The organism is Vibrio sp. HI00D65 (genome assembly GCF_001635455.1).
Lineage (GTDB): Bacteria > Pseudomonadota > Gammaproteobacteria > Enterobacterales > Vibrionaceae > Vibrio.
In genome coordinates this window covers 100,705-120,699 of the sequence record NZ_LWEH01000608.1, presented here as the reverse complement: position 1 = coordinate 120,699, position 19,995 = coordinate 100,705, and the positions used below count along the sequence as shown (strand labels likewise).

Here is a 19,995-nt window from a genome sequence, read left to right as displayed (position 1 = left end):
GGTTACCACTTTTTGTTCTGGTTGTTAGGGGCACTTTTTTGTTGTGCTTGTAAAATCATTTGTGCTTTAAGCAGTTGGCTTGGGTCTCGGACGCTCTCTACTTGCTCAAGCTTTCGAATATCCGGGTCATTTGATAGCGGCTTCTCTGAGGCTTGTGCTAAAGCTTGTTGAACATCTTTATCACCTTTCTTGTTTGAAGCTTGCTGTGCACTTGCACTTTGAGGTTGCGACTTATTCTGCTCTTTTTCTGCAGATTGGTTTGCTGTACTTGGCTGCTTAGATTGCTCGCCCTCTTGGTCGCCTGCGTTTGCACTCGATTGGTCTTTGGCTTGCTCTTGGTTTGTATTTTGAGATTGGCTATCAGCTTTGCTCTGCGAATTTTCAGCGTCCGCAGAGTTTTGCTGTTGATCCTGCGAGCCCTGTGAAGAATCATTTTGCTGACCTTGCTGACCTTGCTGACCTTGCTGACCTTGCTGACCTTGCTGACCTTGCTGACCTTGCTGACCTTGCTGACCTTGCTGACCTTGCTGACCTTGCTGACCTTGCTGATTCTGCTGGTCTTGGTTTTTTTGGTCTTTGGATTCAGAATTACCCTGCTGCTGCTGCTGCTGCTGCTGCTGTTGCTTCTGGGCTTGCTTGACGACTTCTAGGTTCTTCTTCGCATACTCATGATCTGGGTTGTTTTGGAGAATACGTTGATACTCTTCAATCGCTAGATCGTACTTGCCTTGTTGTGCTTGAGCATTCGCAAGGTTGTAACGAGCACTTTCGTCAGTCAAACCTTGTAGTGTTTGCTCCGCCGCTTCGAAGTCACCCGCTTTGTATTGTGAGATGCCTTTCCACTCTTGCTGTTTGAATTGTTCCGCAGCTAGCTGGAAATCTTCATCTTGGTAAAACTGATAACCTACTTGGTCGTCGGTTTTCCATGGGCTTGCAAGCGCAGTATTCGGTTGGCTAAAAGATAGAACTACAGCCAAGCCGCACCAAATAACGCCTTTTCTGAAAAGCCCAAGTGCAGGTAGCAATAGGAATGGCAGTAGCCAAAAGCCATTGTTGACTCTGGTGTTGAGTGAGTTATTGGTTTTGGTTACTTCTGTCGTAGTTGCAATGAGGTCGAGATAGTTTGCGATGTGTTCGACATCTGAATTATCAAACTGAACTTCAGTAAAGGTGCCACCATAGCGGCTTGTAAGATCGCGCATGTTCTTTAAGTTGGTTTTTGCTATTACCGTCTGTCCAGAGTTGGTTCGCATCATCGATCCAGTTGACAGCGAGATTGGTGCGCCACTTTCACTGCCCACCGCCAAGATAGATAGCGTCCAATTGCTACCAGATAGTAGCGAGTCGATCTCTTTCTTCTCTTGGTCATCGATGTCATCGGCAATGAGTACCAAATCACCTTGGTAGATCTTCGCGCGAGTCATCATTTCAATGGCAAGCTTAACTGCTGCGGGGGCGTTACTACCTTGGAAAGGCATGATATCTGGAGATAAGTTCGGTACTTGGCTCTTAATCGTATTGATGTCTGACGTAAGCGGGCTAATGGTATAAGCATCGCCAGCGTAAGCCACCATTCCGGTCAAGCCCTCTTTCCACAATGAGAGCAGATCGAGCGCTTTATATCGTACTTGTGTCAAACGGTTTGGTTTTATGTCGGTAGCGTAGAGCGACATCGACATATCCATCATCACAACTCGAGCCTGCGTTTTTTCAAAGCTAGGCTGCTCATTGTTTTGAAAGCTTGGTCCGGCTAGCGCAATAACACCAACCAACCACCAAATACCAAAGTAAGTGCTCTGTTTTTTAGAGGGCTTGCTTGATTCTGGAGCCAAATATCGCGCGATATGAGACGCCAGTAACCCTTGTTTTGATTGTCTCTTGCTGAGCCACCAAATAGCGGGCAGGGCAGCAAGTGCCAACAACCAATATGGGTAGATAAAAGTAAAGTTAGACATTGTTTCTCCTAATGGCTAACAGCATAAATGCGAAGAACATGGCAGCCGCCAAAGGCCATACAAACCACTCTTGTTGTGGTCGCCATATCTTGGTGGCATTTGTTACGGGTTCTAACTGGTTAATGGTGTCGTAAATCGTTGCCAGCTCTTTGCTGTCACGCGCTCGGAAGTATTGACCGCCAGTGCGTTTGGCAATTTCCATTAGCGTGCGTTCATCTAGATCTTGAGCGGTGTTTACTTTACGGCTCATGAAGAACTCTTTAACCACCATTTCACCTGCGCCAACACCGATGGTGTAGATAGTTGCGTTGTACTTCTTGGCAATATCTGCAGCCTCTAATGGGTCTAATACCCCAGCGGTATTACTGCCGTCGCTGAGTAGTACCATCACACGTTGAGGTGCATCACTATCAACAAAGGTCTTGGTCGCCAGTCCAATGCCGTCACCAATCGCGGTTTGATTACCGATCAGTCTTAGGACTGCTTGATTGAGTTGCTGTGACAGAGTGTCTCTATCCAAAGTCAAAGGTGTTTGTAGGTAGGCATGATCGGCAAAGAGCACCAAACCAACTCGGTCGCCTTTACGACGTTCAATGAAGTCACTCAACACATGTTTCACTGCTGATAAGCGGTCGATGTACTCGCCATTGAATTGCATGTCCTTTTGGCTCATCGAATAAGAGAGGTCAACTACCAACATTAAATCGCGGTGCTTCGGCTGAAACTCAACTGGTTCGCCATACCAAACTGGACGAGCGCTCGCCGTGACTAGCAGTAGCCAAATAAGCACTGACAACGCTTTTGGTAAGCGAATACTCGGTGTCTTGGTATTGCTGTCCTCTGGCAAAAATGGAAGCTTAAGAGCGCTGCTTGATTCTGCTTTAGGTGAGAATATGTAAATGAGAAACGGCAGTGGTGCGAGGAAAAACATCCACCACCAAACGAACTCGATATTTAACCAGTTAGCGCTTAGAAAGTTAGTCATGACTACCTCGCTTTGGGGGCAGGGCTTTACGAAGCCACGTTTCGCAGTCGTCAACCAATTGCTGTTGGCTTTGACGCTGTTCGTCATTCATCGAAGTTGTATCTTGATAGAGTGACTGTTGCCACTGAGCTTGTTTCTCTACAAACAACGGCTTTTTCAGTTGCGTATCTAAGAACTTCAACCAATCATCGCCTGCTAGGCCAGCCACTTTTTCACGTGGGAAGTAGCTTAATGCTGCTTGGCGAAGAATACGTTGCGCTTCGCTCGGAGATAAACGATCTGAAGACTGACTATTTGTGAAGTAAGACAGCGCTTCTTGCTTTGGCTGTTGGTTGTTTTTTCTTCGCTTAGCAATATAAAACACGAAGGCAATCAGGATGATGAATGTGATAATCACTGCACACCAACCCCACGCCAGAGGCCACCATGTTGGCGCATCTGGTGTAATCACAGGGCTTAAATCTAAGGGCTGCTTCATGACTGAGCTCCTGATATCTGACTCATCAATGGCTGTGCACTCGACAACGAGCTATAGGGTATCGCAAGAGATAAACTCAACTCTTGTAGCTGCTGCTTTTTTAGGGAGAACGCGTGGTTGAGCTTTTGCTTCTCTTTGTTGGAGGAGAAGTTAAACCACTGCGTTTTACTGCCATCGGTGACTTGTTTTGAGCCTTTATAGGCTGTTTGACCTTGCTCAAGCGGGTCATAAAAATGTACCAGGCGTACTCTGTTGTGTCGGCGTATTTGACTAACAAGTGAGTAATCACTTTCTTGGTAACGTACAAAGTCACTGAGGAGGATAATATCGCTTCCTTTTGGGCAAAGTTGATGAAGAGACTTCAATCCATGCTCTAAGGTAGTATCGCAACGATTATCGTCATTGGTTAGCGCTGAATTATTGATTTCTATGACTTTTTGCAAAATACGCAAAGGAGCATGGTTACTGCCACTCGGTTTGATTTCTATGATCTCTTTACCGGTATCGATGACTGCACCAATTCGGTCTTTTTGAGCGACGGTTAACCAACACAACTGACTAGCAAAGTGCGCAAGTTGAACCGATTTCAGCAATAAGGTTGAGCCGAAAATCATGCTGCTTGATAAATCTAAGTACAAGATGACAGGCTGCTCTCTCTCTTCAGAGAACAACTTAGTATGCGCTTTGCCTGTTCTTGCGGTTACTCTCCAGTCAATGCTGCGTATGTCATCACCCGCTTGATATTGACGAACTTCTGAGAAATTCATCCCACGACCTTTGCGGTTACTTTCGTGTTGACCATTAAGCTGTGACCAGAGGCTTTTCGCTGGAGGCAACCATCGAACAGACTGTGCTTTGTATTGCAGTAGTTCGTCCAAGTTCAGCATCACGCCGTCACTGTGGTTCGGTAATAAATTATTCATGCGCGTGTCCTTATGCGCTACCAACCAACGAAATTAGGTGTGCAATCACTTGGTTTGCTGTGACACCTTCAGCTTGTGCGTGGTAGCTACGAAGCAGGCGGTGACGCAAGACAGGAAATGCCATCGTTTGAACATCTTGTGGTGTGACATAGTCGCGACCCGCAAGCCATGCATGTGCACGAGCGCAGCGGTCTAGAGCGATAGTCGCACGTGGACTCACCCCCATATCTAACCATTGAGCCAATTGGTCGCTGTACTGCTTAGGTTGGCGAGTCGCCATAACTAGTCTGATGATGTACTGCTCAATGGTATCTGCCATGTGGATATTGAGCACTTCTTGGCGCGCTTCAAAGATAGTCTGCTGAGAGATCTCTTGTGGCTGTACTGACTCGTTACCTTGAGCTTCACCACGGTTGAGTCGCAGGATCTCAAGCTCGCTTTCCATGTCTGGATATTCAACTTCAAGGTGCAGTAGGAAACGGTCTAACTGAGCTTCTGGCAATGGGTATGTACCTTCTTGCTCAATCGGGTTTTGTGTCGCCATTACCAAAAACAGGTCTGGCAGGGCGTAGGTTTTTCGGCCAGCAGTGACTTGCTTTTCAGCCATTGCTTCTAGCATCGCCGCTTGCACTTTTGCAGGAGCACGGTTGATCTCATCCGCTAGGATAAGTGAGTTAAAGATCGGCCCAGATTGGAACGTAAATTCCCCTGTCTCTGGTCGGAATATATCGGTGCCCGTTAAGTCGGCAGGCAGTAAGTCTGGGGTAAATTGAATGCGGTGGAAATCTCCTTCAACACAATCAGCCAGTGATTTGACTGCACGGGTCTTCGCTAAACCCGGAGGACCTTCAACCAGAATATGACCATCAGCAAGAAGTGCGATCATCAGTTGTTTGACGAGCTCTTGCTGACCAATGATTTGAGACTCTAAATAGTTTTGAAGGACTTCGAAATTCGTTTTGTGCATTTTGGACTCTCTGGGTAGCCATTTGATTTTTTATTGTGAGTATTGGTCACTTCTTGAAGGCAAAAAGTTCCGGTACATCCACGCAATTTATCTTTTCAAATTTGGAGTGAATTATAAGCGCTTAGCGAGAAACGCGTTTGATAGGTTGTTTTACCATATCAATTGATGTTTATACACCAAAGTACTTACTTAGGTAGTTGTGTATGTGTGTGGAAGTTTTAATTGCGTAGATGGTTGATGAAGGTCGAATGAAGGCATTCTTGGTGTGTCGATACTGTGCGATTTTTGATGATTTTGCTTATTACATTGTTTTGCAAATTTTAGAGATATAATTCTTTAGATTTATGGGGGGTGGTCGATACATAACTTAGATTGTGCATTCCAACCTAAGAGTGCACGAAAAAGCCCTATTTTGGGGATACAAATTAAGAGTGATTCTTTTTAAAGGTCCAAATATGTTTAAAACTAACTCCCTGAGTATTAAGCAAAAGGTAGTACTAGGTATTACTTTTGCGGTTCTTGCCTCTACGGTTATTGTTGGCGCGATGGCACAGCAACAAGCACGAGATGTACTGAGTCATCGACTGGTCGGTATTGAACTTCCTGGAATGCTAGAGCGAATCAATGGCGAGATTGACCGTGAAGTTTCTCAGCTATTGCTGGCCGCTGAGCAAATCGCTTCAAACGAATTCATTTCCGATGCAATCGAGTCTACAGAGCGCGATCCAGCGTTAGAGAGTAAGTTGGTCAAACAACTGAATAATGTGCGTAACCAATACAACTTAAACGATGCTTCAGTAGCGAACCGTCAAACGGCGTATTACTGGAACCAAAATGGCTTCCTACGCCAGCTTAACCAACAACAAGATGGTTGGTTCTTCGGCTTTACTCAATCTGGGCAGCCAACCATGGTAAGCATGTTCCAAGAAGCGAACGGTGAAGTGAAGATGTTCGCTAACTACCAACAGCCTTCTGGTTTGGCGATGTCTGGTCTCTCAAAGTCGATGGATGACATGGTGAGCTTGCTTAATGGCTTCAAAATTGAGAATACTGGTTTTGTATTCTTAACTGATAGCCAAGGTGATGTGCAGATTCACCGTGAGCGTTCTCGCAGTGATTCTTCTCTTCAACAACTTTACGGTCCTCAAGCAAGCCAACTTTTGAAAAAATCAGGCTTTAACCTGATCACAACGGAAAGCCAAGGCCAAGAACTGTTTGTCGCAAGTTTGTATGTGTCTTCAATGGATTGGTTTGTTATTGGCGTGGTACCAACAGGTGAAGTGTTTGCTGAGCTCGATGAGACAGCACAAAAGATGCTTATCATGACTGCGGTTGTAGCATTCGCATTTATCCTCATGGGCGTAGTGCTAGCAAACAGCATTACTCAGCCAATTAAACTACTGGCTAAGCGTTTCAGTGACCTTGGTGAAGGTGACGGTGACCTTGCACAGCGTATCGAAGTGAAAGGCAATGATGAAATCGCCCAGCTTTCAAAAGGCTTCAACGGCTTCATTGAGAAGATTCACGAGTCGATGAAAGAAGTATGCTCTACAAGCCAAGCGCTTCAAGTGGCGGCAGAGAGTGTTTCTAACAAAGCACACATCACCCATGACAACAGCCAAGAGCAACGTGACCAGACCCTTCAAGTGGTGGCTGCAATCAACCAGATGGGCATGACCATCAGCGAGATTGCATCGAACGCGGCAACCGCTGCTGAAACGGCAACACAGGCTTCAGGCAATACAGAAGTTGGCCGTTCTGTAGTGAATAAAGCAAAAGATGCGATTAGCCGTTTGGCACAAGACATCGAAAGTACAGGTCAAGTAGTTGAGCAGCTTGCTTCAACAACGCAAGACATTGGCTCTATTCTGGGTGTTATCCGTGATATTTCAGAGCAAACCAACTTACTTGCATTGAACGCTGCGATTGAAGCTGCGCGTGCCGGTGAGCAAGGTCGTGGTTTTGCGGTTGTAGCGGATGAAGTTCGTAACTTAGCAAGTCGAACTGCGGATTCAACGGAAGAGATTCAGAAGATGATCAACCAACTGCAAAGCGATGCAAAAGATGCGGTAACGGCGATGAGTGCGGGCAAAGTGATCACGCTTGAAGGTGTATCAGCATCAGATGAAGCGGTCGATGTATTGGGCGGTATTTCTGACCGTATTGTTGATATCTCTGACCGTAACACGCAAGTCGCAACAGCAACTGAAGAGCAATCAACGGTGGTTCACACCATTAACCAGAACATCGAAGAGATCAACGCGATTAACGAAGTTACAACAGGCACAGCTGAGCAACTTGCTGAAGCGAGCCAAGAGCTTCGTGACTTGTCTTCTCGCCTAGATAAGATGGTCGGTTCATTTAAGCTTTAACCCTTTCAAGCGATAACATGGCTTAGAAAGTGATATAGACGAAGAGCTGGATTCATTTCATCGTGAATCCGGCTCTTTTTATTGGTGGGCTTATTTGCTTCTAACTGCATTTAGCTTGATCTGGTTTCGGGCTTTGCTTTTAATCAACCTAGCATCATAGAGCGGAAATGAGTAAAATCTGATTAGGTTTAATATTTAGGTAAGTATGTATCATGAGCGATTTTGAAAAAGAACTAGAGCAGATGACTCAAGAGATGGGCGATGAGCCTGAGGTAAAACTGCCATCACTTGAAGAGCAAAAAGCGATCGTTGCTGAATTTAAGCGACTAGAAGCGGAAGGCAAACTGACACCTGAAGTATTAGAAGCGCACTTTGGTCAGTTCAACAAAAAGAATGATACGCCAATCCACTAAGCTTGAAACAGACCTATTTTAGGTGAAACTGTTAAGTGATTGGTTGGGCTAAGGCTCAAACAGAACAAATAAAGGTCTAGCACTCGCTAGGCCTTTTTTATTGCTTACTGGTTTTTGTTGTTTAGTGATATAGGTTGAATCTAAAGAAAAATCCCGCTTACAGCGTAAGAGGGATTTAAATTGGGCAAGCAATATCCTAAAGGCTTAGCGCTTATTCGGTGCCGTACTCTTTGTACAGACGACGACATGCTTTGCCATCGCTGTGGAAAAGGTGACAACGGTGGGCTGGGATACCGATAGCAAGCTTGTCGCCAGGCTCTAAAGTTAGTGTGTCTGGTTGACGGTAGATAACGTCTGCATCAGCACTTTCAAGGTTTAGGTAAACCTGAGTTTCGTTACCTAGTTTCTCAACGATCATTACGTCGCCTTCGATCGTTGCGTCGCCTTGGTCAGCAGACATCAAGTGCTCAGGACGAACACCCAGAGACATACGGTCACCCACGTTAACGGTTGTGCCATCAACAGGGATCCAGAAAGTCGTGCCGTTTGAAAGTTGAACCAGTACGCGCTCTGCTTCAGCTTGCTCGATATGAACTGACATAAAGTTCATCTTAGGTGAGCCAATGAAGCCTGCAACAAAACGGTTTTGAGGGTAGTGGTAAAGGTCCAGTGGCTTACCCACTTGAGATACGTAACCGCCATCAAGAACAACGATTTTGTCAGCCATTGTCATCGCTTCCACTTGGTCGTGGGTAACGTAGATCATGGTGCAGCCAAGCTGACGCTGTAGTTTCGTGATTTGTGAACGCATTTGAACACGAAGTGCAGCATCTAGGTTAGATAACGGCTCATCCAGTAGGAATACGTTTGGTTGAGAAACCAGTGTTCGACCAATCGCAACACGCTGACGTTGACCACCAGAAAGCGCTTTAGGTTGACGCTCTAGTAGGTGACCAAGCTGCAGGATTTCAGCTGCATGTTCAACACGCTTATCAATCTCAGCTTTATCCGCTTTCGCTAGCTTAAGGCCAAAAGACATGTTGTCGTAAAGGTTTAGGTGAGGGTATAGCGCGTATGATTGGAATACCATACCTACGCCACGCTTTGATGGCTCAACGTCGTTCATACGCTCGTCGCCAATGTACAAATCACCTGAAGTGATGTCTTCTAGACCTGCGATACAACGTAACAACGTCGATTTACCACAGCCTGATGGTCCAACGAATACGACGAATTCACCTTCGTTGATCTCTAAGTTTACGTCCTTAGAAATCTGTACATCGCCATATGATTTATAAACGTTCTTTAAAGTGACACTCGCCATCTAGCTCGTCCTCGATCAAATTTTAAGTTGTACTGCTTATCATTATAAGGAATTTGTGGGCCAGCAGTAACTGTAGGAATTGGTAAGTACTGAGTGAGTAAAAAAAGTGGGTGGGGCTTGAATCGTTACCCGAGCCCCCCCGTCATTGCCAAACTGATGCCTATTTCCCCCACAACAAGCTAAACCTCCCCCGTGATTCCATCACAGGTTTAGCTTGATGCCTAATAAAGACAACAGCGGGCAGTTAAGCCAGCTTAATGAATCATGCGATACACATAATACTCGCTGGGAAAGAGTTCTCACTATCCACTCTTGGATGAACGTAGTCTCGGAGAATTAGCGTAAGCGCACATCCTCCTAATGGAAAATTAACTAGGGGGAGTAGGAGGGGATGAGTAGATAAATGAGCTCAATAATAATTAGCGATCCAGTTCAAATAAATCCACCGGATAACGGTGATGCCGATCACGGTGAGTGCGTTTTTTGTGATTTTAGTCTCTAATCTGACCGGATGGTGATCACGAATTTAAGCCATAATAGCTAGGGCGTAGTGGCTAGGATGATGAGCTAGTGAGTGTTTTCTCAGATCATAACTGTCGATAACTGGCTCGTCTTGGCTGATGTGCCCTACGTATAAGTATAAAAAGGATATTAACATGAAAAACGCTCTAAGCGCTGTAGCTCTAGGTACATTAGTTGCATTGAGTTCTTTTGGTGCAAACGCTGCTATCGAAGAAGGACAACTAACAATCTGGGTAGGTGGTGACAAAGCTTACGAAGGGATGGCTGAAGTAGGTAAACGCTTTGAAGAAGACACTGGCGTTAAAGTAACAGTAGCTTTCCCTGACAAACTAGAAGAGAAGTTCTCTCAAGTTGCAGCGGCTGGTGACGGCCCAGATATGATTTTCTACGCACACGACCGTTTTGGTGGTTTTGCAGAAGCGGGTCTTCTTGTTGATATCAAACCTTCTAAAGAAACAAAAGAAGGTATCGTAGACTTCGCATGGGACGCAGTTTCTTACGAGGGTAAAACAATCGCTTACCCAGTTGCTGTTGAGTCAGTTTCTCTAATCTACAACAAAGCACTTGTTCCTAACCCACCTAAGTCTTGGGAAGAAATCCCAGCACTTAACGCTGAACTTCAAAAAGAAGGTAAGAAAGCGATAATGTGGCCTCTACGTGGTGGCGCATACTTCACATGGCCTCTACTAGCAGCTGACGGCGGTTACGCATTCAAACAGGTTGCTGAAGGTTACGACATTAAAGATGCAGGCGTAGCGACTGAAGGTGTTCAGAAGTCACTAGGTTTCATCGAGAAAATGGTACAAGACAAAGTTATCTCTGCAGACATGGACTACTCAGTAGCGGAGTCTGAGTTCGTTGCAGGTAACGTTGCAATGACAATCAACGGTCCTTGGGGCTGGGCAAACATCGAGAAAGCTGGCGTAGACTACGGCGTAGCAACTCTACCTAAGTTCAACGGTAAAGCATCTAAACCTTTCGTTGGCGTATGGGCTGGTGGTATCAGCACAGCTTCTCCAAACCGTGACCTAGCGGTTGAGTTCATGGAAAACTACCTACTAACTGATGAAGGTATGAAGAGCCTGAACGACGACAAACCACTTGGCGCTGTTGCTCTAAACTCTTTCCAACGTCAACTAGACAGCGACACTCGTATCGCAGCGACAATGGACAACGCGATGAACGGCGAAATCATGCCTAACATCCCTCAGTTCACAACGTTCTGGTACAGCATGGAAGAAGCGATCGGCAACGTAGTTGATGGTCGTCAAACAGTAGACCAAGCGCTGAAAGGTGCTGAAGCTCGCATGACTAAGTAATAACTAAGCACTACCTTTTAAGGAGAGGGCAACCTCTCCTTACTTTTCTATTTTTATCTATATCGCTAGCAGGTTCCTCTATGCAGTCAGTTCAAGGTACAGATGCTATCCCAGCACCATCAAGCCTTCCAGGCAGTAAAAGCGTCTTCATCAAATGGGGGTTGCTTGGTAGCGTTGGCTTAATTAATGGCTACGCTACAATTCTAATGTATTCTCGCGGTGAGCTCGCTTTTGCGCTGCTTACAGTGATCTTAACGGCTTTAGCTCTTTACATTTTTGGTAGTAAGAAAACTTACGCCCACCGTTATATTTACCCGGGTATTGCCGGAATGATCTTGTTCATTCTTTTCCCATTGGCATACACCGTTGGGCTTGCGTTTACTAACTACAGCGCAAAAAACCAACTTTCTCTAGAACGTACTCAAACCGTTCTTTTAGACCGCTCTTTCCAAAGCGGCGAAAGCTACCCATTCACTTTGTACAAAACAGATAACGGCCATCAAATCGTGGTTAAAGATGGCGATCAACTGTTAGCGACTGAAGTATTTTCGTTAGAAGGCATGACAGCGACAGATATGGACCTATCCGTTATCGAGTCGACTCAAGGTGAAAAAGAGAAGATCAAAGCGATCATTCAAAACAGAGCTGCGATCAGTAGCGTAGACTTCCATTTGCCAAACGGCGATGACATCCGCATGAGTGGTTTACGTAAGTTTGCTTCTGTTGCTCCGCTTTACACACTACAAGAAGATGGTGAAACACTGGTTAACAACGAAACTGGTGATGTATTAAAGCCAAATATGGAAGTCGGTTTCTACCAACCTGTTGATACAAACGGTGAGTTTACTGGTGACACTATTTCTCCTGGCTTCGTCGTTGGCATCGGTACGCACAACTTTGAACGTGTATGGAAAGATGACGGTATTAAAGAACCTTTCATCAGCATCTTCATCTGGACGGTTATTTTCTCTGTATGTACTGTGGCGTTCACACTGATTATCGGTCTTGTACTTGCAAACATCGTACAGTGGGAAGAACTGAAAGGTCGTTCGATTTACCGAGTTTTACTTATTTTGCCTTACGCGGTACCAGCGTTCATCTCGATTCTTATCTTTAAAGGTCTATTCAACCAGAGCTTTGGTGAGATCAACATGGTACTTGAGAATATCTTCGGCCTAAGCCCGAACTGGTTCTCTGACCCGATTCTTGCGAAAACCATGGTGTTGATTGTAAACACATGGCTAGGTTTCCCTTATATGATGATTCTATGTATGGGTCTGCTTAAAGCGATTCCTGATGACCTGTACGAAGCGTCAGCAATCGATGGTGCGAACTTCCTCGATAACTTCAAGCGAATCACTTTCCCATTGATGATTAAGCCGCTAACACCGCTATTGATTGCAGCGTTCGCCTTTAACTTCAACAACTTCGTAATGATTCAACTATTAACGAACGGTGGCCCGAACATGATTGGCACTTCTGAGCCAGCGGGTTACACAGACTTACTTGTAAGCTATACCTACCGAATCGCATTCGAAGGCGGCGGCGGTCAAGACTTTGGTCTAGCAAGTGCTATCGCGACGCTTATCTTCCTATTGGTTGGTGCACTAGCGTTACTAAACCTTCGTTTCACTAAACTGTCTCAAGATTAAGGAGCACGACAATGGCTATGGTACAAGGTAAAGGCCTTAAATACCGAGTGTGGGCAACACATGCTCTGTTGTGGTGCTTCCTGGCAATGATTATCTTCCCACTACTGATGATCATCGCGATCTCGTTCCGTGAAGGTAACTTCGCAACGGGTAGCTTGATTCCAGATAATCCATCGCTGGAGCACTGGAAACTTGCACTAGGCATTTCAGTAACAAACGCGGATGGTTCGGTAACAACACCACCATTCCCAGTACTGACTTGGTTGTGGAACTCAGTGAAAGTGGCGGGTATTACATCGATTCTGATTGTGGCACTGTCTACGACATCAGCTTACGCGTTTGCTCGTATGCGCTTTAAAGGTAAAAATACAATCCTGAAAGCGATGATGATTTTCCAAATGTTCCCTGCGGTATTGGCTCTTGTAGCGATTTACGCGCTATTCGACAAACTTGGACAATACGTTCCGTTCTTAGGCTTGAATACGCACGGTGGTTTGATCTTCTCTTACTTAGGCGGTATTGCACTGCACGTATGGACGATTAAAGGCTACTTTGAGACGATTGATAACTCTCTAGAAGAAGCGGCAGCACTAGACGGTGCTACGCCATGGCAAGCATTCAGGCTGGTTCTACTGCCGCTGTCTGTGCCAATTCTAGCGGTGGTGTTTATCCTATCTTTTATTGCGACAGTTGGTGAGGTTCCAGTAGCGTCTATCCTACTTACCGATGTGAACTCTTACACGCTAGCAGTAGGTATGCAGCAATACCTATACCCTCAGAACTACTTATGGGGTGACTTTGCGGCAGCGGCTGTACTTTCAGCGCTTCCTATCACTATCGTGTTCTTACTTGCTCAACGTTGGTTAGTTGGCGGTTTGACGGCAGGTGGTGTAAAAGGATAAGCTGTAATCTATAAGAAAGAAAAAGAGCGACTATTAGGTCGCTCTATATTGGCATTTTTATTACATCATTTGGTTTGGCCGCCGATCAGTAATAAAAATAACCCTCAGGTTACGCATAGCTGGCTACTAATCAGATTCCTTACGTTATTAATGATTGGTGGTTTTTGTAACTCTAACCCAGGTATTTACTTGGGTTTTTTTATGCCTGCTGTTTTTAATCTTACCTTTGTGTCAGCTTTACTCGTTAACAGTGTACCCAGCGCAATTGTTACGTTTACAAGGGTTTGAGTATTCAAAGTTTCGAGTCACTTCTCTCCTAAATATTGACTGCATCATCCCGGTCACTTGAGGAAGTGAACTAGTCTCACATATCAGACTTTCAGTATAAGGGCGGATTAGTCTATTGATATATTGCTAATATTCTATTGCGTGATACTTCAATGATTTGTATGCAACAACTATAGATATTGCATAAAAAAAGGACGTGGGCACAATGGTGTCTTTTGGAGCTTTTCAACGTTATTTTATATGCTTATATAAGGTATAAGGCATAAGGTACTTTGGGTATTGGTTTTGTGAAGTGTTTGGTTGAGTATTGAGTTAGAACTCTTTACTTGAAGGAGCGCATCCAAGGTGTTGCAGTAATACATAGATACTTTCTTGATCCAAGGCCACGCGACGAAACAGGTCCGCAAACGTCGAGTCACCGCCGAAACAGGTTTGGATGTAGTGGTTGATCTCATTACTGTCGTAGCCTTCGACGTACAAAGTTCTAACCCATTGGTACTCAACAGCCTTCAAATTATTCAGTGTAGCTTCGCTAAGAGTGGGGCGTGTAACGCTCAAGTTTGGCTCCGGGAAATTTAATGCATCCATTATGATTGGCGGTATTTAACCAGAGCAAAATGACGACTTTATTACAGTCAAAATAAATCATTGAGCTTAGGGCAATTCATTATAAGTGTTGGCTGAGAATCACGTTCTATGTGTGTAACAGAGTGCCTTTAGGGCATGTTAGATAGGTAGATAGGGTTAGATAAACGAATGCCAAGCGAGCGCTTGGCATTGAAACGGTTTGGTCTGAAAATAGCTGTTAAATGATAATGTAGGGCTAATGATTAACCTTATTTCAAGTATTTCACGTGTGCTTCCATCTCTTCACCGATCTGCTTTCTCATGTTCATGAGGCGAATAGCTGAATCTCTTAGTTCGACGTCTTCAGGTGTTTCTGGAACCCACTCTGGGACTTTAGTCGGGTTTCCATTTTCATCAACAGCTACCATAATAACGATACAGTGAGTGGTTAGTCGGTTATTCAATTCTTTAGGGTCGCTGGCTTGTACATCGATAGCAATATGCATAGAAGAGGAACCGGTATAGATCACTTTTGCACTTACTTCTACCAAGTTACCTACATGGATTGGGGCAACAAATCGAATACCACCAGCATAGGCTGTAATACAATATTTGCCACTCCATCCAGCAGAGCAAGCATAGGCCGCTAAATCGATCCATTTCATTGCTGCGCCACCATGAACTTTACCACCAAAGTTTACATCCCCGGGTTCAGCTAAAAAACGCAGAGTAACGTCTCGTTTACCATCTTGTCGGCTATTGTTACTGCTCATGTGTCTTCCTTTATTATTTTATTGCATAACATGCGTGTTACTTGCTAATAACAATATACTTAAGACGACATAATTTAAAGCGGATAATCTCAAGGTCATGAGTATTTTTTCAAACGGATGAGAATCAGATGAAGGTTAGTGTTTACGGGGCTTATGGGAGCTTTAATAAACAAACTGTAGCGCACTCGAGTAACAAAGAAAAACACCTAGCGCAGTGCTAGGTGTTTTAAGCCATTAGGTACTCATGCGGTACCTTTATTGTGTTAGCCAACTAACCGTTGTTTTATTTGGTTTAGTTAAAGTGATTTTATCTCCATTACCACTAAAGTGGTAGTAAAAGCTTTGTTACTGAGCTCACTCTACTGTTTTATGAAGTATAGATCCTTCGCGTAGATATTTCCTTTCGGATTGTTGCTTGGGAAGCCTTTGAGAGTATTTCGAACTAATCGAGTGTGATTGTATTGATATATAGGCATAGCTGCTGCAGATTCATTTAATATCGACTCAACATGCTGGTATAAAGCAAAGCGATTAGCCTGAACTTCCGTCTTGCTTGCTTGCTGTAAAAGCTCATCTTAGTCTGGATTACAGAAACCACTTTCGTTTGCTGTGTGATCGCAAATGAGTGCTTTTAGAAGAGCAGAGAGTTCTGGGTAATCGCCAAATCCCCATGAATGAGCAAGCTGATAGTCTACGGTTCCTTTCGCTGCGACATGTGCTTTCCATTCCATGTTTTGTAATTCAACATTTACCCCAAGAGGCTTCGACATTGAGGCAATTGCGATGGCAATTTTTGTGGTTCTCGCTGGTGTTATAGGTGAGTGTGAATTTCAGAGGGTTTGCTTTGTCGTATCCAGCGTCTTCAAGTAGCTATTTCGCTTCAGCTTGACGTTTTACACTATTTAGTGCTTCAAATACGGCCATACTTAGTGCTTGACGTACTCTGAAATCATCAAATGGTGCCTGACGAGTTTTGAACGAGTAAACGTAAGAAAATAGCAGAGCTTGCGCTTTAATTTGCTCAGGGCTCTCTTTGACAAGTTTTTGGTAGTACTCAAGTTGTATGCGAATAGTCATACCAATCTCACCAGACTAATGACAAATAAGCTAAGCGGTTTGAGATAATAAACCTAGGTAGAAATGCCTGCAGGATTACGCAGGCACTCTTAAGTAGAACTTGTTCTCGTGTTGATAGCTCAGAGCATGAGAAGTTAGCCTAACTTTGTTGAGGTAGTGGCACTTCCAGCCTTGGCTTTCTTTTTACTTGAGCAAGGATAACACCAGAAACGACCATGATACCGCCAATGATATGGAACTGGTTGATCTCTTCGCCTAACCATGTCGATGCCAATACAATCGCGACTACAGGCATTAAATTCATGAACATCGCACTTGAATCAGCGCCAATCGTGTCAATTGCTTTAACCCACATCCAAGGTGCTAAAATAGAAGCCGCTACAGCTGCGTAACCAATCAAAGGAATGGCTTGTTGTGAAGGCACTAGCTGATCGCTCGTTAGCCAAAGTGGCGCCAACATCGCGACCGCGAATATCCCTTGCGTGTAGATGACAACCCAATTGCTGAACGGCATTTTCCAACGTTTTAGCAATACGCAGTAAGAAGCATACACACAAGCTGCGATTAACATGTAGCCATCGCCCTGCGTTAACTCCTGGTGGATGAAGAATAGAGGATCGCCTTTGCCAAGCATTAATGCTAAGCCTGAAAGAGACAACACACCGCCTACAATACTCAAACTTGAAATCGACTTTTTAAGCAGTGGAACGCTAAGGAATACGCTGATCAATGGCACTAATGATGTAATCAAAGCCATGTTCGAAGCGGAAGTGGTTAAGCCTGCGTAGTAACCTAAAGATTGGTTCAACACCATGCCTAGAAAGCCAAGGAAAGCTAGTTTTGATAAATTAGGTTTAATGATTGGCCACTGTTTGATAACCGAGCGAATGCAGAAAGGAGTCAGAATTAACATCGCAATAAACCAACGGTAAAAACTCATCGCGCTTGGTTCGATGGTGCTTGCAGCGAGCTTGTTGACTATCGCATTTGCACCCCAGATACAGACTGTGAAAAAAGGTAAAAGATAATGCATGTGAATTCCATCGCAAAATGAGTTGATGCGGCTAGTTTGACAGGTCGTTATACTTACAGATATCTTTAAAAAGACATCAGGCGCGATAGGAAGACAAGTTTGAAAAAACACCCAAGAAACCTTCATCCATCCTTATCAATTGATAAGGCACCATCCAACGTATTTATGAATTTTGAAGCGTTCTTATCGAATACTGAAACGCGTGTCCACAGTCACCCTTGGGGACAGGTTCAGTTGATCAGTGGAGGGATTCTTGAAATGGAGGCAGAGGGCACTCGCTTCTTGGCGCCGCCACATCTCGCAATTTGGGTGCCAGCAGGGGTTAGGCACTGCAGCTATAACCGTAAACCACTTGATTACTGCTCACTGAATATCGCCCCGGAGTTAACTCAGCACCTTCCAGAAAAGACCAGCCTTATTAAGATCACGCCGATAGTCTCTTCGATCATTGATGACTTTCGTCAGCGTGACATTAATGTTGCACAAACCGAACCAGATAAGAGACTGGTCCAGGTTTTATTGGATCAACTCGCAGAACGTAAAGTTGAACACCATTTCTTACCGTCAACCGACAACAAATACCTCGCGCCTATTTTAGCGGCGATAGAAGAGAACCCAACGGATGAAGTATCGTTGAAAGATTGGGCGGAGAAAGTCCATGCTACCGAGCGCACTTTGTCGCGTCATTGCCAGAGTGAATTGGGCATGAGTTTTACTGAATGGCGACTGCGTGTTCGCTATTTATACTCAATGGATCTGCTAAGAAATGGGCAATCGGTTAAAGAAGTTGCGCTTACGTTAGGCTATAACCAAGCCAGTCCTTTCATCAGTATGTTCAAGAAGTATTCAGGTCAAACTCCTGAGCAGTATAAGAACCGTTTGTTGTAATAGGTTTTGTTAATTCCTTCGATTAACAGTGTGGAGGTTCTTGTTTTTATATCTAAATTATTGTTTTAGTTGACTAAACTCAATTGATTTTAGCTTGATTCTAGACCTGATTCTTTTATGGTTTTAATTTGGTTATATAAGCATTTAGTTTTCTTTCGGTCATTCGGTGATGATTTATTTACCACTTGCTTAACGTATCGAGGAAAACCTTGAAGTTCCAAATCTCAATATTATCAGTGTTAGTTGCCACACTTTCTGCATGCGGTGGCGGCGGCGGCGATTCAGCGCCACCGGCTCAAAAGACACAAACAGTAGTGCCTCAAATGTCGGTCACTCCAGCAAAAGGTAGTGTGGCTGATCCAAAAGATGATACAGCACAGAAGTTCTCTAGCAGCCCTGCCATGTATTCGGCAAATACCATTGGCAGCACTGATATCAAAGAGTGCATCAAATCTTTAAACTTATTTAATATTTATAGTATTGGCTGGGATAATAAATTTAATGAAGAGTTATCACTTAAGCAGCAAAAAGACCTCAAAGGGTTTTACGGGGTTTACGGCGCAAATGGGATCGTAGACTATGCTGAGAACAGCAAAGAAATGATTGAAGCAAAAGATTGGATCAGCTACTTCTACTATGATGCAAACCATCAAGATTGCGAAGCTCGTCGCTACAAGTCCTATGCCAAAGTGAATAAGGTGGGTGAAGACATTACAGAGCTTAGGCACCAATACAGCGTTGATGCCGCTAAAAACACACCTCAACAAAATTGGAAAAACTATACTGCTTGGCAAATTGATTCTCAGAAAAACACAGTGATTGGTCTAGTGACAACTAGCATTACTGGTGCTACTCAGAACAAGCAGCAATTGAAGAGTTTCAGCTCAGGTAGCGAGCGTATAGTTGATACTGTTAGTTTCAGTGATATGTTTAGAAATAGCTATTTTTTGGAGCCTTATAATAATGGCGAAGCCGAATATCAAGTGGTTGGCGGTAAGGTGATTGATAGATATGCAAAACGAAATCTGTCAGACCCTGATTCATATTATGCCGTTAACTTAATTTCGGCGTATTTCCCAGGTGTAGGTACCCGAATCAATTGGTGTATTCGAGGTAGCCAATTCGCATCAAATAAAGAGAAGCCAATCACAAAAGCCCAATACAACAACATTATTGAAAGTGGTGATTTAGACATAGCCTACTGTGATCCATTTGATAAAAATATCGGCAAAGTTCGTTATTATGATACGAAAGGAAACAAAGTATCAGACAGCTCTGCTATCGCCGACGAGCTAAACAACAAGTTAGTACAAGGCACTGTTGTTAAAGATAAGTTGGATCAACGCGTTAAAAACAAGAAGTTGTACTTAGGAAAAACACACAGTGAATATTTCCAAGATACTTCTCTGGCGAATCAAGTTGATCAGATTAAGGCTGATTTGACGCAATAGCCTTTCAATGAGCAAGTTCTCTCTGTCACGTCGCCCAAGTTTAGCCTAATTAACTTTACACATTGAGTTGCAGCTAAACTTATCAGCGAGCGCAAGTACGTTTTCG

General features: G+C 44.2%; 16 protein-coding genes and 1 pseudogene. 7 read left to right on the top strand and 10 right to left on the bottom strand.

The annotated features are described in order from the left end of the window. Window positions 1-2: 2 nt before the first annotated feature. From A3712_RS24680 to A3712_RS24660, 5 genes are read right to left on the bottom strand one after another with little or no spacing between them, the layout of a single operon-like run. The gene (locus tag A3712_RS24680) at window positions 3-1,955 is read right to left on the bottom strand and encodes a VWA domain-containing protein (RefSeq protein WP_063525347.1); all 1,953 of its coding nucleotides are present in this window, start codon (window positions 1,953-1,955) and stop codon (window positions 3-5) included. Next, window positions 1,948-2,940: a vWA domain-containing protein gene (locus tag A3712_RS24675; RefSeq protein ID WP_063525346.1), complete on the bottom strand. Its 993-nt coding sequence runs from the start codon at window positions 2,938-2,940 to the stop codon at window positions 1,948-1,950. The genes A3712_RS24680 and A3712_RS24675 overlap by 8 nt, the downstream gene beginning before the upstream one ends. Then, window positions 2,933-3,418 carry a DUF4381 domain-containing protein gene (locus A3712_RS24670; protein ID WP_063525345.1) on the bottom strand — a complete coding sequence of 162 codons (486 nt, stop codon included), beginning with the start codon at window positions 3,416-3,418 and terminating at the stop codon, window positions 2,933-2,935. The genes A3712_RS24675 and A3712_RS24670 overlap by 8 nt, the downstream gene beginning before the upstream one ends. Further along, entirely contained in the window at window positions 3,415-4,341 is a 927-nt protein-coding gene (locus A3712_RS24665; RefSeq protein ID WP_063525344.1) for a DUF58 domain-containing protein, read from the bottom strand. The genes A3712_RS24670 and A3712_RS24665 overlap by 4 nt, the downstream gene beginning before the upstream one ends. Before the next feature lie 10 nt (window positions 4,342-4,351). Beyond that, window positions 4,352-5,308, bottom strand: a complete 957-nt coding sequence (locus A3712_RS24660) for an AAA family ATPase (protein ID WP_063525343.1) — start codon at window positions 5,306-5,308, stop codon at window positions 4,352-4,354. 455 nt (window positions 5,309-5,763) lie between these two features. Here A3712_RS24660 and A3712_RS24655 point away from each other — a divergent pair, with 455 nt between their 5' ends. Continuing rightward, entirely contained in the window at window positions 5,764-7,680 is a 1,917-nt protein-coding gene (locus tag A3712_RS24655; protein WP_063525342.1) for a methyl-accepting chemotaxis protein, read from the top strand. Between the two features lie 212 nt (window positions 7,681-7,892). Next, window positions 7,893-8,093 carry a hypothetical protein gene (locus A3712_RS24650; protein ID WP_004737706.1) on the top strand — a complete coding sequence of 67 codons (201 nt, stop codon included), beginning with the start codon at window positions 7,893-7,895 and terminating at the stop codon, window positions 8,091-8,093. 211 nt (window positions 8,094-8,304) lie between these two features. On the opposite strand, the gene malK is transcribed toward A3712_RS24650, so the two are convergent. Next, a complete protein-coding gene (gene malK, locus A3712_RS24645; protein ID WP_063525341.1) occupies window positions 8,305-9,417 on the bottom strand; it encodes a maltose/maltodextrin ABC transporter ATP-binding protein MalK in 1,113 nt (370 codons plus the stop codon). 656 nt (window positions 9,418-10,073) lie between these two features. On the opposite strand from malK, the gene malE reads away from it, so the two are divergent. The 3 genes from malE (at window position 10,074) to malG (ending at window position 13,812) form a co-directional block, all read left to right on the top strand. Then, window positions 10,074-11,258 (top strand): maltose/maltodextrin ABC transporter substrate-binding protein MalE, encoded by a 1,185-nt coding sequence (gene malE, locus A3712_RS24640; RefSeq protein ID WP_063525340.1) that lies wholly within the window; start codon window positions 10,074-10,076, stop codon window positions 11,256-11,258. Window positions 11,259-11,338: 80 nt separating this feature from the next. Further along, complete coding sequence (gene malF / locus A3712_RS24635; protein WP_063525339.1) at window positions 11,339-12,910, top strand: maltose ABC transporter permease MalF; 1,572 nt, start codon at window positions 11,339-11,341, stop codon at window positions 12,908-12,910. An 11-nt stretch (window positions 12,911-12,921) separates the two neighbouring features. Then, on the top strand, window positions 12,922-13,812 hold the full coding sequence (gene malG, locus A3712_RS24630) for a maltose ABC transporter permease MalG (protein ID WP_063525338.1): 891 nt from the start codon (window positions 12,922-12,924) through the stop codon (window positions 13,810-13,812). Window positions 13,813-14,412: 600 nt separating this feature from the next. Here the strand turns inward: malG and A3712_RS24625 are convergent. The 4 genes and pseudogenes from A3712_RS24625 to A3712_RS24610 all read right to left on the bottom strand — a co-directional run bounded on the left by A3712_RS24625 (window position 14,413) and on the right by A3712_RS24610 (window position 17,550). After that, window positions 14,413-14,658 carry a hypothetical protein gene (locus A3712_RS24625; protein ID WP_032498029.1) on the bottom strand — a complete coding sequence of 82 codons (246 nt, stop codon included), beginning with the start codon at window positions 14,656-14,658 and terminating at the stop codon, window positions 14,413-14,415. 278 nt (window positions 14,659-14,936) lie between these two features. Continuing rightward, complete coding sequence (locus tag A3712_RS24620) at window positions 14,937-15,440, bottom strand: acyl-CoA thioesterase (protein WP_063525336.1); 504 nt, start codon at window positions 15,438-15,440, stop codon at window positions 14,937-14,939. A gap of 359 nt (window positions 15,441-15,799) precedes the next feature. After that, window positions 15,800-16,532 (bottom strand): annotated as a pseudogene (locus A3712_RS28760) (peptide ABC transporter substrate-binding protein); the annotation flags it as partial. A 124-nt stretch (window positions 16,533-16,656) separates the two neighbouring features. Beyond that, a complete protein-coding gene (locus tag A3712_RS24610) occupies window positions 16,657-17,550 on the bottom strand; it encodes a DMT family transporter (protein ID WP_063525335.1) in 894 nt (297 codons plus the stop codon). A 99-nt stretch (window positions 17,551-17,649) separates the two neighbouring features. Here A3712_RS24610 and A3712_RS24605 point away from each other — a divergent pair, with 99 nt between their 5' ends. Both A3712_RS24605 and A3712_RS24600 read left to right on the top strand, forming a co-directional pair. After that, window positions 17,650-18,438 carry an AraC family transcriptional regulator gene (locus A3712_RS24605; RefSeq protein ID WP_063525334.1) on the top strand — a complete coding sequence of 263 codons (789 nt, stop codon included), beginning with the start codon at window positions 17,650-17,652 and terminating at the stop codon, window positions 18,436-18,438. Window positions 18,439-18,647: 209 nt separating this feature from the next. Next, a complete protein-coding gene (locus A3712_RS24600; protein ID WP_063525333.1) occupies window positions 18,648-19,889 on the top strand; it encodes a hypothetical protein in 1,242 nt (413 codons plus the stop codon). Window positions 19,890-19,995: the final 106 nt, after the last annotated feature.